At 66.7% G+C, this 14,961-nt stretch carries 17 protein-coding genes; 6 read left to right on the top strand and 11 right to left on the bottom strand.

What is annotated here, in order from left to right; genetic code table 11:
• Positions 1-12: 12 nt before the first annotated feature.
• The 4 genes from AC1D3B_RS04305 to AC1D3B_RS04290 are packed head-to-tail and all read right to left on the bottom strand — an operon-like array spanning position 13 to position 3,438.
• Complete coding sequence (locus AC1D3B_RS04305) at positions 13-696, bottom strand: hypothetical protein (protein WP_478189415.1); 684 nt, start codon at positions 694-696, stop codon at positions 13-15.
• A gap of 15 nt (positions 697-711) precedes the next feature.
• Positions 712-1,494: a DUF899 domain-containing protein gene (locus AC1D3B_RS04300; protein ID WP_478189414.1), complete on the bottom strand. Its 783-nt coding sequence runs from the start codon at positions 1,492-1,494 to the stop codon at positions 712-714.
• Positions 1,491-2,168 (bottom strand): Vgb family protein, encoded by a 678-nt coding sequence (locus AC1D3B_RS04295; RefSeq protein WP_478189413.1) that lies wholly within the window; start codon positions 2,166-2,168, stop codon positions 1,491-1,493. The genes AC1D3B_RS04300 and AC1D3B_RS04295 overlap by 4 nt, the downstream gene beginning before the upstream one ends.
• A 49-nt stretch (positions 2,169-2,217) precedes the next feature.
• Complete coding sequence (locus AC1D3B_RS04290) at positions 2,218-3,438, bottom strand: helix-turn-helix domain-containing protein (protein ID WP_478189412.1); 1,221 nt, start codon at positions 3,436-3,438, stop codon at positions 2,218-2,220.
• Between the two features lie 126 nt (positions 3,439-3,564).
• Here AC1D3B_RS04290 and AC1D3B_RS04285 point away from each other — a divergent pair, with 126 nt between their 5' ends.
• The 4 genes from AC1D3B_RS04285 (at position 3,565) to AC1D3B_RS04270 (ending at position 6,670) form a co-directional block, all read left to right on the top strand.
• On the top strand, positions 3,565-4,530 hold the full coding sequence (locus AC1D3B_RS04285) for an AraC family transcriptional regulator (protein WP_478189411.1): 966 nt from the start codon (positions 3,565-3,567) through the stop codon (positions 4,528-4,530).
• A 131-nt stretch (positions 4,531-4,661) separates the two neighbouring features.
• Complete coding sequence (locus AC1D3B_RS04280) at positions 4,662-5,108, top strand: cyclophilin-like fold protein (protein ID WP_478189410.1); 447 nt, start codon at positions 4,662-4,664, stop codon at positions 5,106-5,108.
• Between the two features lie 40 nt (positions 5,109-5,148).
• The gene (gene yghU, locus AC1D3B_RS04275; RefSeq protein ID WP_478189409.1) at positions 5,149-6,024 is read left to right on the top strand and encodes a glutathione-dependent disulfide-bond oxidoreductase; all 876 of its coding nucleotides are present in this window, start codon (positions 5,149-5,151) and stop codon (positions 6,022-6,024) included.
• A 13-nt stretch (positions 6,025-6,037) separates the two neighbouring features.
• A complete protein-coding gene (locus AC1D3B_RS04270; RefSeq protein WP_478189408.1) occupies positions 6,038-6,670 on the top strand; it encodes a glutathione S-transferase family protein in 633 nt (210 codons plus the stop codon).
• Between the two features lie 9 nt (positions 6,671-6,679).
• Here the strand turns inward: AC1D3B_RS04270 and mazF are convergent, their stop codons facing one another.
• Together mazF and AC1D3B_RS04260 are read right to left on the bottom strand one after the other, a co-directional pair.
• Positions 6,680-7,021 (bottom strand): endoribonuclease MazF, encoded by a 342-nt coding sequence (mazF, locus tag AC1D3B_RS04265; RefSeq protein WP_478189407.1) that lies wholly within the window; start codon positions 7,019-7,021, stop codon positions 6,680-6,682.
• A complete protein-coding gene (locus AC1D3B_RS04260) occupies positions 7,021-7,263 on the bottom strand; it encodes an AbrB/MazE/SpoVT family DNA-binding domain-containing protein (RefSeq protein WP_478189406.1) in 243 nt (80 codons plus the stop codon). Before AC1D3B_RS04260 ends, mazF begins: the two co-directional genes overlap by 1 nt.
• A 172-nt stretch (positions 7,264-7,435) precedes the next feature.
• On the opposite strand from AC1D3B_RS04260, the gene AC1D3B_RS04255 reads away from it, so the two are divergent.
• On the top strand, positions 7,436-7,882 hold the full coding sequence (locus tag AC1D3B_RS04255; protein ID WP_478189405.1) for a universal stress protein: 447 nt from the start codon (positions 7,436-7,438) through the stop codon (positions 7,880-7,882).
• A gap of 1 nt (position 7,883) precedes the next feature.
• Here the strand turns inward: AC1D3B_RS04255 and AC1D3B_RS04250 are convergent, their stop codons facing one another.
• Positions 7,884-8,795 (bottom strand): hypothetical protein, encoded by a 912-nt coding sequence (locus tag AC1D3B_RS04250; protein ID WP_478189404.1) that lies wholly within the window; start codon positions 8,793-8,795, stop codon positions 7,884-7,886.
• Between the two features lie 52 nt (positions 8,796-8,847).
• A complete protein-coding gene (locus AC1D3B_RS04245; RefSeq protein WP_478189403.1) occupies positions 8,848-11,202 on the bottom strand; it encodes a YgiQ family radical SAM protein in 2,355 nt (784 codons plus the stop codon).
• Positions 11,203-11,363: 161 nt separating this feature from the next.
• On the opposite strand from AC1D3B_RS04245, the gene AC1D3B_RS04240 reads away from it, so the two are divergent.
• Positions 11,364-12,341, top strand: a complete 978-nt coding sequence (locus tag AC1D3B_RS04240) for a bifunctional helix-turn-helix transcriptional regulator/GNAT family N-acetyltransferase (protein ID WP_478189402.1) — start codon at positions 11,364-11,366, stop codon at positions 12,339-12,341.
• Here AC1D3B_RS04240 and AC1D3B_RS04235 read toward each other — a convergent pair.
• The 3 genes from AC1D3B_RS04235 to AC1D3B_RS04225 form a co-directional block, all read right to left on the bottom strand.
• Positions 12,331-13,113: a 3-hydroxybutyrate dehydrogenase gene (locus AC1D3B_RS04235; RefSeq protein ID WP_478189401.1), complete on the bottom strand. Its 783-nt coding sequence runs from the start codon at positions 13,111-13,113 to the stop codon at positions 12,331-12,333. The two genes, AC1D3B_RS04240 and AC1D3B_RS04235, sit on opposite strands and share 11 nt — an antisense overlap.
• A gap of 100 nt (positions 13,114-13,213) precedes the next feature.
• Positions 13,214-14,422 (bottom strand): patatin-like phospholipase family protein, encoded by a 1,209-nt coding sequence (locus AC1D3B_RS04230; protein WP_478189400.1) that lies wholly within the window; start codon positions 14,420-14,422, stop codon positions 13,214-13,216.
• 48 nt (positions 14,423-14,470) lie between these two features.
• Complete coding sequence (locus tag AC1D3B_RS04225; RefSeq protein WP_435518734.1) at positions 14,471-14,920, bottom strand: CHRD domain-containing protein; 450 nt, start codon at positions 14,918-14,920, stop codon at positions 14,471-14,473.
• Positions 14,921-14,961 lie beyond the last annotated feature (41 nt).

Below are 14,961 nucleotides of genomic sequence, written 5' to 3'. Positions count from 1 at the left end.
TGTGAATGAAGTCTAGGAATCCACGCCTTCGCGCGCCGCTAAGAATTGCTTAAGCAATCCCTCACCAAACCTTAAATTGAGTCGGCGCATGGCAAACCTCCCCTCCATTGGGGAGATGAGCCAGGGCCCGCCGCGACCCAGGTCTCGAAACCATCGAGCGCCGACGTCGAAGCCGCGACAGGCCCCGATCGCGACCATCCCGGTGACAACGAGCATCGCCGCAGTGTGCACACCGACGCCCGCCAGCGCCACCATCAACGAACCTGATGCGGAGACCTCCCTGCCCGCCGCATCGCCCATGCAAAGCGGGATCAGCGCAGGCACCAGCATCAGCCCGGCCCCATGGGCGGTGGACATGATGAAGGACCAGAGCGCCAGCCCGGCGTGCCCTGCCGGAGCGCGCATTGCCTTCGGCGTTCGGCCCGACAGGTGCGCGAACGCGGCGATGACCAGCAGCCCGCCCGCCAGCGCCTGCAGCACGATGCGATCCATCGACAAGCCGTAGGCCACCGCGGCAGCCACCAGCGCGACCGATGCCGCATGCCCGATCGCGATCGGCACCAGCGCCCGCAGCGCCTGCGCCCGGTCGTGCGAACGCACGCCCCAGGCCGCCGCGAACATCCAGCCGGAGGCAGGGTTCAGCCCGTGAAGGGCCCCGACCCCCGCAACCACCAGCCACGGCCAGAGGCTTGCCATGACATGTGCAACGGGTCAGACGTGCGCGCCGCAGCAGGCATGGGCAGCGGCCTTGGCAGGCGCCTCCGCCTCGTACCGGTCATGGTGGCGCACCCAATCCATGGTGTCGAACCGGTTGCGCTCGTCGCGCCCCTTCGGCGTGAGATCCACCATCCTGTAGGTGCCCATCATCACTTCCACGCCGCGCCCATAGGTCGAGAAAGTGCGGAAGACTTCGCCCGCCTCGTTCCTGTAGAACACGCTGACCCCCGGCGCCTCCTCGTGCGGGAAGGGCTGCATGTCGAAGTTGTAGTAGACCTCGTCCTGCGCCAATTCGTCCTTCGTGAAGCTGACGCCGAAGTCGTGGTTGAACTCCGTGCCGTACGAGGACACCCACTTGAACTTCCAGCCCATGCGCTCGCGAAAGCGCTCGATCTCGATCAGCGGCGCGCGTGAGATGACCAGCATCGTGATGTCGCGATGCTCCAGGTGCAGCTTCATGCCGTCGATGTGGTCGGCCATGTACGAGCAGCTCTTGCAGCCCTCTTCCCATCCCGGCCCGAGCATGAAGTGCTGCACCAGCAACTGGCGCCGGCCTTCGAACAGGTCGGCGAGCGTGCGCCGGCCTTCCGGCGCGTCGAACGCGTAGGCCTTGTCGATGCGCACCCAGGGCAGTGCACGGCGCTCGCTGGCGATCTGGTCCTGCAGGCGCGTCAGTTCCTTTTCGCGCGCCAGCAGCGCCTTGCGCTCGGTCACCCATTGGTCCATCGACACGACGGGATGGTTCGTCGTGCCTGCTTCGGCCATGGCGGTCTTCATGATGTGCTCCTGGGGTTCGGGCGCCGCACGGCGCGGACCTTGCCGCTCTCGCCGCCGCCGCAGTAGAAGAGATCGGCCCCGTCGGATTCGAGGCCGCTGACGCCGATGCCAGGCGGCATCTCCAGACGCTCGATCACGGCGCCGCTCTCGGGGTCGACCCGGCGAAGTTCGCTCTCGTCGGCCTCCCAGGTCGCGTGCCACAGCTCGCCGTCGACCCAGGTCACGCCGGTGACGAAGCGGTTGGATTCGATGGTGCGGGTGATCTTGCCGGTCTCGGGATCGATCTGGTGGATCTTGCGATCGCGGAACTGCCCCACCCAGAGGCTGCCCTCGGCCCAGGTGAGCCCCGAGTCGCGCCCATGGCCCGGTGCCGGGATCGACGAAAGCACCTTGCCTGTGGACGGGTCGATCTTGTCGATGCGTGCTTCGGCGATTTGATAGAAGTAGGTGCCATCGAAAGCCGTGCCGGCGTCGCAGGCACAGGCGAGCGTGTCGGTGGGTTCGCCACTCCCGGGGTCGAAGGCGAGCAAGCGGCCGCCGGTGGCGGCCCAGACGCGGCGGCCGTCGTGGGTCACGCCGTGGATGGCCTCGACACCGGCGAAGGGACCGTACTCGCGCACGATCTCTGCCGCATGCGCCGCGGCCTGGGGTCTGTCCTTGGTCTTGCTGGTCATCACTGCTCCTTGCTGGTGGCGCGGCTCGGATCGGCGCCGTGAGACAACTCTATTCAATCGGCAGCGCAGCGGGGAGTAACAAGATCGTCGTGAATCCCGCCAGCGGCGGCGCCAGCCAGCGGCGCGCCCTCGCCTGGCCGATCGAGCGCACCCGTCCGGCGGCTTCGAGTTCGGCCAGCGCGCGCTGCACCGTCCGCTGGCTGTCGCCGAGAGCCAGCGCCAGGGCCGAGGTCGACCACGCCGCGCCGTCGGACATCAGCGCCACCAGCGACGCCTGGTCGCCATCGATGGGCGGCGCCACCACGACGACGTCGCGCTCGCCGACCGGACGAAGGACGAAGCCTCGTGCGGTGGCCTCGATGTCCGCCAGGGGCTTGACGAGCGCGCGCAGCCGGCCGATCTCGACCCGCAGGCGCGCCCGATGCGTCTCGTCGGGGTCGCGTGTCCGGAACGTAGAGGCGATCAGGGCTTCGCGATCCACATCCCCCGGCCAGGCCTCGGCCAGGGTGCGCGCCAACGCGAAGAGCACGGGCCTGCGTGCCAGCGGCAGCCATGTGCCATCGGCGCGCACGCCGTGACGACAGGCGTCGACGACCAATGCGCCGGAGGCCAGGAGCGCCGCGAACTCGTCGAGGTGCAGCACCTGCTCCTTGCCGGCCAGCAGTCGCCGCGCCGCCGGACGTTCGAAGGCGGCCCGCGCCTCCGCCACCTCGGCCAGCAGCGCCGGCACGCGCGCACGCTCTGCCGCCTGCTTCGCCCGGACGAGCGCTTCATGCGCCGGTCCGGTGCGCAGCGAGCGCAGCGCCAGCTCGGCGGCAGTCAGTTCGGCGACGGCCACCAGCGCCGGCGACAGGCCATTCGTGTCGACTTGCTCCAGCGCAGCATCGGCCTCGTCGAGACGACCGAGCAACAGGAGTCGGCGCGCCGCGATCAATCGCGCCTGCAGTGCATTCGCGCGATCCGCATGCGCCTCCAGCGTCGCCGATGCGGCCGCCAGCGAACGCGGCGAGCCACCGAGGTCACGCATGGCCAGCGCCACTTCCGCCTCGGCCACGACGCAGCGCGCACGCGACAGCTCCTCGTGGGCGCCGAAGCCGCTGGCGGCGCGCCGCAGGAGTTCACGCGCGCGCGGATGCTCGCCGAGCTGGGCCATGGCGATGCCGCGCAGGGCCAGCGCCGGCGGGTCTTCACGCAGGGCGACGCGCTTGAGGGCGCCGAGTGCGTCACCCGCGGCAAGGGCGCGCGCGGAGGCGGCGATCAGTGAATCCATGGCGACAGACTACCCGAGCGCGCACACGACGCCGCACTTGCAGAATCGTTGAAGATGTTTGCACGATCCTCCGCCCGGCCCGCAAGAGGCGAGACAAGTGGCGGCGAGATGCCTAAGCTTCAATCCATGTTGACATCCACCCCCACCGCACTGCGCAGCGACCGTCCCGTCGACCAGCTTCAGACCACCATGATGCGGGCCGAGCTCGCCGCGATGATCGATCGCATCACCGTCACCGACGGCGCCCATGAGACGCCGATCCCGCGCTTCGTGCTCGGGCGGGCTTCGCACATGCAGCACCCGGTTCACACGATGCACGAACCCGCCCTCTGCGTGTTGGCGCAAGGCAGCAAGCGGGTCCTGCTCGGTGACGAGGTCTACGTCTACGACAGCAGCCAGTACCTTGTGGTGTCGCAGAACCTCCCCGTGTCGGGCCAGGTGATCGACGCGTCGCCGGAAGCACCGTACCTGGGATTGCGGCTGAGCTTCGACGTCAAGGACATCGCGGCGCTTGCCTTGGATCTCAAGCTGGGAGAGACATTGCCGAAGGCGCCGTCGCAACGCGGCATCTTCACCGGCGAGCTGTCCACGACGCTGCTGGAACCGCTGCTGCGGCTGGCCAAGCTGCTCGACACGCCCGAAGATGTATCGGCCCTGGCGCCGCTGATCACCCGCGAGATCCTGTACCGCCTGCTGAGGTCGGACGATGGTTGGCGGCTGGCGCAGATGGCCGTGGTGGACAGCCACAGCCAGCGTATCGCGCAGGCCATCAGCATGCTCTCGCAGCGCTTCCAGGAGCCCTTGCGGGTCGAAGACCTGGCGGATGAAGTTCACATGAGTGTGTCGTCGCTGCACCAGCACTTCAAGGCCGTCACGGCGATGAGCCCGCTGCAGTTCCAGAAGCAGCTCCGGCTGCAGGAGTCGCGGCGCATCATGATCAGCGAACACGTGGATGCCGCCACCGCGGGACACCGCGTGGGCTACGAGAGCCAGTCGCAGTTCAACCGCGAGTACAGCCGTTTCTTCGGCCTGCCGCCCGCGCGCGACGTCAAGCGCCTGCGTGAACTCCAGCTGGGTCGCGTGAACGACTGACGAAGCGTTCGAGGCGCTGCCCGCGCGCGGCGTCCCGCGTCGCAAATCCAATCGCAATGTCAGCGGTGCCGCCCTGTGGCGCACCGCAGGGGACGTTCGTCCCACCGATGAGTTTTACGGAAAGGTCCACCATGAAGATCCATCTGAAACTGAATGGCAAGGTGATTGCAGCCACCTTGGCGAACAACAGGACGGCGCGGGAGTTCGTCGCCATGCTGCCGCTGACGATCACGATGCACGACCTCTTCAAGCGGGAGAAGTTCGGCCCGCTGCCCCAGGCCATCTCGGGCAAGGGCACGCGCACGCGGGCCTGCGAGATCGGGGACATCATCTGCTGGGGTCCGGGGCCCGACCTGACCGTCTTCTACCGCCATGACGGGCAATCGGTCAGCGGCGGCATCCACGTCCTGGGCAAGCTCGATTTCGGGGCCGAGGAATTCGCCGGCCCCGATCCCATCGAGGTGCGGATCGAGGTGCCCGCCCGGGACATCCGGCCGACGTGCCGTCGCACTCGCCAGCTCGCGCGCTTCGGAAGCCGCTCGTGCGATGGCCTCATGAGCGGTTACGCTCGCGGGTGATCGGCGTGCCGCTTCCGGCACGTCGCCTGGAGATCATCGAATGAACGACGCGTCCCCCTACACGCCGCCCGCCGTCTGGACCTGGAACAAGGACAACGGCGGCCGCTTCGCGAACATCAACCGTCCGATCGCGGGCCCGACCCACGACAAGGACCTGCCCGTGGGCCGCCATCCGATGCAGGTGTATTCGCTGGCTACGCCGAACGGCGTCAAGGTGACGGTGATGCTGGAAGAGCTTTTGGCACTGGGCCATCGGGGCGCGGAATACGACGCCTGGCTGATCCGCATCAACGAAGGCGAACAGTTCGGCAGCGGCTTTGTCGCGGCCAATCCGAACTCCAAGATCCCGGCCCTGTGGGACCGCAGCGGGCCGACGCCGGTGCGCGTGTTCGAGTCCGGCGCGATCCTGCTGTACCTGGCCGAGAAGTTCGGCGCGTTCCTTCCTGCGGGGGGCGCCGAGCGCGCCGAGTGCCTGTCGTGGCTTTTCTGGCAGATGGGCAGCGCGCCATTCCTCGGCGGCGGCTTCGGCCACTTCTATGCCTACGCCCCGACCAAGATCGAATACGCCATCGACCGCTACGCGATGGAGGTCAAGCGCCAGCTCGACGTGCTCGATCGCCACCTCGCCGACAGGCCGTACCTGGCGGGCAACGACTATTCGATCGCGGACATGGCGGTCTGGCCCTGGTATGGCACCCTCGTCAGGGGACAGCTCTATGAGGCGGGCGAGTTCCTGCAGGTGCAGGAATACACCCACGTCCTGCGCTGGACGGACGAGGTCGCCAAGCGACCGGCCGTGCAGCGCGGCCGCATGGTGAACCGCACCTGGGGCCAGCCGTCCAGCCAGTTGCACGAACGCCATGACGCCGCCGACTTCGACACGCAGACGCAGGACAAGCTGGCCGCCGCGGCCTGACAGGGCTCCGATCATGATCACCCTCTACGACTGCGCGACTGCACCGAGCCCGCGCCGCGCCCGCATCCTGCTTGCCGAGAAGGGAATCGCCCATGAAACGGTCCAGGTGGACCTGAGGACCGGCGAGCAACTGAGCGACGCCTTCCGGAAAGTGAATCCGCAATGCACCGTGCCGGTCCTGCACACCGAGGAAGGGCTGCTGTTGACGGACAACGCCGCGATCACCGCCTACCTCGAAGCCCGCTATCCGGAGCCGCCCGTTCTGGGCAGTTCGCCGCAGGAGAAGGCGGAAATCGCGAGCTGGAACTGGCGCATCGAGTTCGAGGGACTGCTGCCCATCGCCGAGGCCTTGCGCAACGGCACCCCTGCCATGGCCAACCGCGCCCTGCCCGGCCCGGTGGACTATGCGCAGATTCCCGAACTGGCCCAGCGCGGCTTGGCACGATTGCAGAAGTTCTTCGTCACGCTCGACGAACGCCTGGCGGGCCGCGACTTCATCGCGGCGGATCGATTCAGCATTGCGGACATCACCGCGGTGGTGGCGGTCGACTTTGCGCGCGTGGTCAAGGTGAAGCCGGGAGAGCAGCACCCTCACCTGCAACGCTGGCGACTCGCGATGGCGCAACGGCCGGCGATGTTGCTCTGATCGATTGGGTCAGGTCGGGTCGCCCACCAGTGCAATGACCTTGGCCCTCACCTCGGCCAGTTCGATCGCGTTCACTCGACCCTTGCGACTCGCCTTGCGCACCGCCCAATCGAGACTCTTGACCTGATCGGCGAGGACCGCACTCGCCCGGGCGCCGGCGATCAAGACCTCGAACGGATAGCCCTTGATCTGCGTTGTCAGGGGGCAGCACAGCATCAGGCCGGTCTTTCCGTTGTAGGCGGCCGGGCTCAGTACCAATGCCGGGCGATGGCCCGCCTGCTCATGGCCCGCCTGAGGATCGAAGTGGAGCCACACGATGTCGCCAGCCTCGGGCACATAGCGACTCGCCATCAGAGCTTTTCCTTGCCCACGGTCGGACCGAAGTCGACTTCGGCATGCAGGTTGCCAGGCGTGATGCCGGCCAGCAGTTGCGCCAGATCGACGTTCCTGGGCTGCACCGGCTCGATGACGATGCGACCTCCTTCGTCACGCACGTCCACAATGTCGTCGAGGTGCAAATCGACGGATTTCATGACGGCGGCCGGAATCCGCACCGAGGCGCTGTTGCCCCATTTCTTGATGACTACATGCATCGTCCACTCCCCTTTTTGTATCGACAAAGTCGATACTTTATCTCGAACTCGGAGATGCTGCCTCCGCACAGCCTAGGCAACCCCGCCTAGACGCTCGCGCGCACCTTGCCCCGCGCCAGTTTGCGCACTAATCTGAAGCGGGGCGGGCCCTCACCCGCCCGGGAGCGTCGCCATGTATGAACGCATCCTCGTCGCCACCGATGGCTCCGAACTGTCGGAACTGGCCGTGACCAGCGCCATTGACCTGGCCCTGCTGACACAGGCGGAGCTGATCGCCGTCAAGGTGGTCCATCACTACCCCGCCAGCTACTTCGAAGGCTCGATGCTGCTCAGCCAGATGGAGGTGTCGCGCCTGCGCGAGCAGGCCGATGCCGAGTCCCAGCGCGTGGTCGATGCCGTCAAGGCCGCTGCGGAAGCGAAGGGCGTGAAGAGCGCCCGGGCGATCGTCATGCAATCGGAGCTGGTGTCCGAAGCCATCATCGAGGCGGCCCGAGTGCACAAGTGCGATCTGATCGTGATGGCCTCGCACGGGCGCCGTGGCATCAGGCGCCTGCTGATGGGCAGCGAGACGCTGCACGTGCTGACGCATTCGCACACGCCGGTGCTGGTGCTGCGCTAGTTCAGCGCGCCATGATGCCGTCGCGCTGCCGGTCTTCGCGCTTGACCGCGAGATAGGTCGCGAGATCGACCTCGTGCAGTTGCGTCGGGTATTTCTCGATGGACTGGAACCAACTGTTCAGGCGCTTGTCGGCGCGCTCCGGCGGCGGCACCGCAAAGCCGTCGAGATAGGCCTCCAGCGTGAGGAAGTAGCGCATCGCGTTGCGCTCCACCAGCCCGCGCAGGCCGCGGATGTATTCGGGGGCGCCGTCCGGCGTCTTGCCGACCACCGTGAAGCCCACCTTGTCGCTGCCGAAGGTCGCGAGGTAAGCCATCGTCGCGAGCCGCGCGACCATGTTGTGGTCGTATGCATACGCGAAGTGCAGGAAGGTCTGGCGATCGCCGAGCGGCACGGCTTCGAGCAGTACGCGGTACTGGCTGGTGCCCATCGGACCCGATTCGGCGGACAGGTCGACCAGCAGGTAGTCGCGCGTGGCGCTGGCAACGCGGTGGATGAAGGTCAGTTCGAAGGCCTGGTCGATCGGCTTGTCGTAGCGAGGCACGACGCTGAGCGTAAGCTTCTCGCCGTTCGGGTCATGCTCGGCGCGGCAACGGCGGTTGTTGATGTGCAGGATCAGCATCTCGCACCATTGCGACGATCGCTCGAGCGCGCGGCGCACGTCCTCGATCGAGTGATTGACGACCGCATAGACATCGCCCTGCAACCCGCCATCGGTCTCGGTCGAGTCGAGCACGACGGGGCGACGCAAGGGGCTGTTGGCGAGCTGGTCGTCGAGCTTGCGATGCAGCTCCCGCATGGCCTGCGCCGAGCCGGCTTCGAGCGTCGCGGCTTGGGCACCCAAGGCCATCGCGCCGATCCAGAGGCAGACGCCGATGCGGCATCCACGCCAAACCCCGCCCAGCAGCTTCTTCATGCCGACACGATACACCGCGAGGACGCTGGTCCGTCGCGGCGTACGGCGCGGCTCAGCGGCCCTTGCGGATGGGCTTGCCGCCCGAGGGCCGGGCGGCGGGCGCGGCCCCGGTGTCGCGCGGTGGCAGGCCAGTGTGCTGGGTGAGGATGCGGCCCTTCGCAGGCTTCACCGGCGTGAGCGCAACGGTCGTCGAGTTCTTGCGGCGCGCGCTCTGGTAGCTGCCGTCGGTCAGCGGCTGCCAGGTCGGGATCAGGTGGTGCTTGCCGTTGCCGATCAGGTCGGCGCGGCCCATGGACTTGAGCGCCTCGCGCAGCAGCGGCCAATTGTTGGCGTCGTGGTAGCGCAGGAAGGCCTTGTGCAGGCGGCGGCGCTTGTCGCCGCGCACGATGTCCACCGTCTCGCTCTCGCGCGTGATCTTGCGCAGCGGGTTCTTGCTGGTGTGGTACATCGTCGTGGCCGTGGCCATCGGCGACGGGTAGAAGGTCTGCACCTGGTCGGCGCGGAAGCCGTTCTTCTTGAGCCAGATCGCGAGGTTCATCATGTCCTCGTCGCTCGTGCCCGGATGCGCCGCGATGAAGTACGGGATCAGGTACTGCTTCTTGCCGGCCTCGGCGCTGAACTTCTCGAACATCTGCTTGAACTTGTCATAGCTGCCGATGCCCGGCTTCATCATCTTGGTGAGCGGGCCCTGCTCGGTGTGCTCGGGCGCGATCTTGAGATAGCCGCCGACGTGGTGCTGCACGAGTTCCTTCACGTACTCGGGCGATTGCACCGCCAGGTCGTAGCGCAGGCCCGAGCCGATCAGGATCTTCTTGATGCCCTTGAGCGCCCGCGCACGGCGATAGATCTTGATCAGCGGATCGTGGTTGGTGTTCAGGTTCGGGCAGATGCCCGGGTACACGCAACTCGGCTTTCGACAGGCCTGCTCGATCTCGGGCGACTTGCAGCCGATGCGGTACATGTTGGCGGTCGGGCCGCCGAGGTCGGAGATGGTGCCGGTGAAGCCCTTCACGCTGTCGCGGATCGCCTCGACCTCCTTGATGATCGAGTCTTCCGACCGACTCTGGATGATGCGGCCCTCGTGCTCGGTGATCGAGCAGAAGGTGCAGCCGCCGAAGCAACCGCGCATGATGTTGACGCTGAAGCGGATCATTTCCCACGCCGGGATCTTGGTCGCACCGTCATGGCTGCCGTTCTCGTCGGCGTAGCGCGGATGTGGGCTGCGCGCGTACGGCAGGTCGAACACGTGGTCCATCTCGGCCGTGGTGAGCGGGATCGGCGGCGGGTTGATCCAGACGTCCCGGGCGGTCGTGCCTTCGCCGTGCGCCTGCACCAGTGCACGCGCGTTGCCGGGGTTGGTTTCCAGGTGGAGCACCCGGTTGGCATGGGCGTACAGCACCGGGTCGGCGCGCACCTGCTCGTACGACGGCAGGCGAATCACCGAGCGGTCGCGCGGCGGCACCTTGATGCGTTCGCGACTTTGCAGCGCCGGATTGGGAACGAATTTCAGCGGCTTGATCGCGGGGTTGACCGATCCTCCGGCAGCCTCGGCCGCCTGCGCGACGGCCTGCGCCTCGTCTTCCTTGGCACAGGTTGCGCCGTTGGCCTTCGCCTGCTCCGACACCATCAGGTACGGGTTGACGTGGGCCTCGACGCGGCCGGGTTCGTCCACGCTGGTCGAATTGATCTCGAACCAGCCTTCCGGCGTCTCGCGGCGCACGAAGGCGGTGCCCCGCACGTCGGTGATCTGGTGAACCGGCTCTTTCGCCGCGAGACGGTGGGCGATCTCGACGATGGCGCGCTCGGCGTTGCCGTAGAGCAGCAGGTCGCACTTGGCGTCGACCACGATCGATCGCCGCACCTTGTCCTGCCAGTAGTCGTAATGCGCGATGCGGCGCAGCGAGCCTTCGATGCCGCCGAGCACGATCGGCACGTCGCTCCAGGCTTCCTTGCAGCGCTGCGAGTAGACGATGGCCGCGCGGTCCGGCCGGCTGCCGCCGACATCGCCGGGGGTGTAGGCGTCGTCGCTGCGGATCTTCCGGTCCGCGGTGTAGCGATTGATCATCGAATCCATGTTGCCGGCGGTCACGCCGAAGAACAGGTTCGGCTTGCCCAGCACCTTGAAGGGGTCGGCGCTCTGCCAGTCGGGCTGGGCGATGATGCCGACCCGGAAGCCCTGCGCCTCCAACATGCGGCCGATCACGGCCATGCCGAAGCTGGGGTGGTCGACGTAGGCGTCGCCGGTCACGACGATGATGTCGCAGCTGTCCCAGCCGAGCGCGTCCATTTCGGCCCTCGAGGTGGGCAGGAACCTGGCCGTGCCGAAACGGGCTGCCCAGTACTTGCGGTAGCTGGTCAGCGGCTTGGCGGCACGCGCGAAAAAGGAGACGTCGACGGGGGCGTTCATCGGGGATAGGACGGCAAGGGTGCCGCGCAGGCCTGCGGGCCGGGTGGGCCCGTTGTGGGCAACCCGCGATTTTAGGGTTTTCCACTGGTTCTGTCGCCCTAAAGGGCAAGGCGATGCCCACCGCCAGGATTGGCATTTGATTGCTTCTGTCAATTAATTGAATGACAATGGCAAGTATGTCGACTGTCTCGGCCCTCTCACCCCTCTCGCCCGAGGTCGCCGCCGTCAAGGCGATCCGCCAGTTCAATCGCTTCTACACCCGTCGCATCGGCGTGCTCGACCCCTATCTCGACAGCGATTTGTCGCTGACCGACGTTCGTGTGCTCTACGAACTGGCCCACCGCGAGGCCGCCGTGGCCAGCGAGATCGCCAAGGACCTGCATCTCGACGGCGGCTATCTCAGCCGCATCCTTCGCCGCTTCGAAGCCCAGGGTTGGCTGCGCCGCGAACCCGACGTGCGCGACGCGCGGCAGAGCCTTTTGCGCCTGACCGAGGCGGGCTACCAGGCCTTCGCCCCGCTGCAGCAGAAATCGCGGGACGAGGCCACTGCCCTGCTCTCGCCGCTCGCCGCCCCCCAAAGACTGCAACTCATCGAAGCCATGCAAACCGTTCAAACCTTGCTGGACCCGGCCGCGTCCGCTCCGACGAAGACGAAGGCCGCCGTGCTACGCGACCCGGCACCCGGCGACATGGGCTGGGTCGTGCAGCAGCATGGCGAGATCTATGCCCGCGAATACGGCTGGAACAGCGATTTCGAAGCGCTGGTGGCCGACATCGCCAGCCAGTTCCTGCGCAAGTTCCAGCCCGAATGGGAGCGCTGCTGGATCGCCGAGTTCGATGGCGAGCGCGTCGGAGCCGTGTTCGTGGTCCGCAAGTCGCCGAGCACGGCGCAGCTGCGCATGCTGATCCTGAGCCCCAAGGCGCGCGGGCTGGGCCTGGGCGCCCGGCTGACGGACGAATGCATCGCCTTCGCGCGCAGCAAGGGCTACAGGAAGATGGTGCTGTGGACCAACAGCTGCCTCAGCGCCGCTCGCGGCATCTACGCCGCACGCGGCTTCCGGCTGGTCAAGTCGGAGCCCTACGAGGGCTTCGGCCAGCAGTTGGTCGGCGAGACCTGGGAGCTCAAGCTCACTGCATGAACCAGCCGTGGCTCACGACCAGCGACTGGCCCGTGAGCGCATTGGTCGGGAAGGCGGCGAACAGCAGCGCTACGCGTGCCACGTCGTCGGTGGTGGTGAACTCGCCGTCCACCGTCTCCTTGAGCATCACGTTCTTGACCACCTGCTCCTCGCTGATGCCGAGCGTCTTGGCCTGCTCCGGGATCTGCTTCTCGACCAGCGGCGTGCGCACGAAGCCGGGGCAGATCACGTTGGCCCGCACGCCGTGCTGGGCGCCCTCCTTCGCCACGGTCTTGGCCAGCCCGATCAAGCCATGCTTGGCAGTGACGTAGGGCGCCTTGAGCAGCGATGCCTCCTTGGAATGCACCGAGCCCATGTAGATCACGCTGCCGCCGCGGCCTTGCGCGTACATGTGCTTCAGGCAGGCCTTGGTGGTCAGGAAGGCGCCGTCGAGATGGATCGCCAGCATCTTCTTCCAGTCCGCGAAGCTGAACTCCTCGACCGGGTGCACGATCTGGATGCCCGCGTTGCTGATCAGGATGTCGATGCCGCCGAAGGCCTTGGCGCCTTCCTCGACGGAGGCGTTGACCTGGTCTTCACTGGTGACGTCGACCCCGACGCCGATGGCCTGCGCGCCCGTGGCCTTGAGTTCGGCGGCGGTCGCATCGGCGGCCTCCTTGTTGAGGTCGGCGATCACGATCTTGGCGCCTTCCTTGGCGAACACGATGGCGATTTCCTTGCCGATACCGCTGGCCGAGCCGGTGATGAATGCGACCTTGTCCTTGAGTTGCATGGCGATTCCTTTGCGTGACGGAGGTTGGAAGAAGCGTGCAATCTGCGTGCCCGAGGCCTCAGATTGGCGGGGGAAACTTAAACGTACCTGATTCGCGTGACTAGGTTCCGACAGGAATGTTCGGAAGCTTCATCGGGCGGCGAACGCGACGCGAATTGGGTTCAGTCAGGTCGAAGGTCGTGACGCCGTTGGCCTGCGCCGCGCTCTTCAGCCATTCCGGATGGTCCAGCGTGTTGCAGATATCGCGCATGCCGGCCTCCCAGTGTTCGTCGACCGACGCGCGCGAGAATTCATAGTCCTTCGATTCGAGTTCGTAGGGCTTGTCGCGGTAGATCAGGTGCACGATCTCGATCGGCTTGTGCGAAAGCTGGTCGCACACCGCCTGCACGCTGGCGTCCTTCCGCAGCGGTGCGGGCAGCTTCTTGATCAGGTCAGCGATCGCCTGCTGCAGGTTCATGTTCGAGGCGAGCGCATCGGTGTTCATGCGGGTGCGGCTCGAATAGGTGATGTCCTTCTGCCGCTCCATGGTCTCGGAGATCGTGGCCGGCATCGCGCCGTGCGCGCTGAACAGGTCGACCTGCAGCACGAGCAGTGGCTCGCTGCGCGGATGGGTATCGAGCACGTACTGCAGCGGCGTGTTCGACACGATGCCGCCATCCCAGTAGTCCTCGCCGTCGATATGCACCGGCGCGAAGCCCGGCGGCAGCGCGCCGCTGGCCATGATGTGCTCGGGGCCGATGCGCTGGACCGTGTTGTCGAAGTAGATGGAATTGCCCGTGCGCACGTTGACTGCGCCGACGCTGAAGCGGGTCTCCTGGCGGTTGATGCGATCGAAATCCACCAGCCGTTCCAGCGTCGACTTGAGCGGCGCGGTGTCATAGTAGCTCAGCACCGGCGCCGCGCCGCCGAGCAGCAGGGACGGGCTGCGCCTCGGCTCGAAGAAACCGGGCACGCCGAACACCGCCGCCGACGTCGCACTCCACTGGTTGAACATCACTCGGTCGCTCCACCACGTCGGCACGCGCTGCGCCGGGCCCGAGGAGACGAGGTCCCAGAACTCGCGCAAGCGCTTCACCCGCATCTCGGGTGCGTTGCCGGCGATCAGCGCGGCATTGATGGCGCCGATCGACACCCCGGCGACCCAGTCGAGAGCCTTGTGCTTCTGGAAGACGCCCGCGTAGACGCCGGCCTGGTAGGCACCCAGCGCACCGCCCCCCTGCAGCACCAGGGCCTTCTTTGCTGTCGTGATATCGACCGTGATTCCCGCGCGGCTCGGGACGGATGATTTGGCGTTTCTGGAAGCGGGCATGACGTCATTTGACACCATGCGCCGCCTCGCCGGCTTCCCTCGAAGGGATTACATCTTGGGCAGCATCTGGCCGCGAATCTCGCCGCCTGGGTTGGCGGCCGTGTGGACGTTGGCGTACCACTTGCCCGCCATCAGGTCCGCCGCCTGCGCCGGGGTGAGCGTCGCCGTCCCCTCGATCGGGCTGGCCGCATTGGCAAAGGGCAGCACCACGGCCGCGTTCGCACCCGCCGCGGCGGGGCCATGGAAGTGCGCCGCCGTGGCCGGCCCGCTCAGGCCGTCATAGGTGATCTTGTATTTCAGGACGTTGGTGTCCTTGTTCAGCGTCGCCTCGGCGAGCCCGCTGCCGCGCGTCATGTTAGGCGGCACTTCGCTGGCCGCGTTCATGCTGCCGCTGAAACTCGCGGTGTTGGACTTCGACATCATTCCGCAGCCTGCGAGAGCGGCTGTCGCGACGCCGGCCACGAGGGCCATGCGCAAGGTGGTGCCGTATCGATTCATGAGTTGATCTCCTTCAGTTTTCAAACTGCCAGCATAGGCAG

The organism is Variovorax sp. P5_A3 (assembly GCF_056400665.1).
This window is presented reverse-complemented; position numbering and strand designations above follow the sequence as displayed.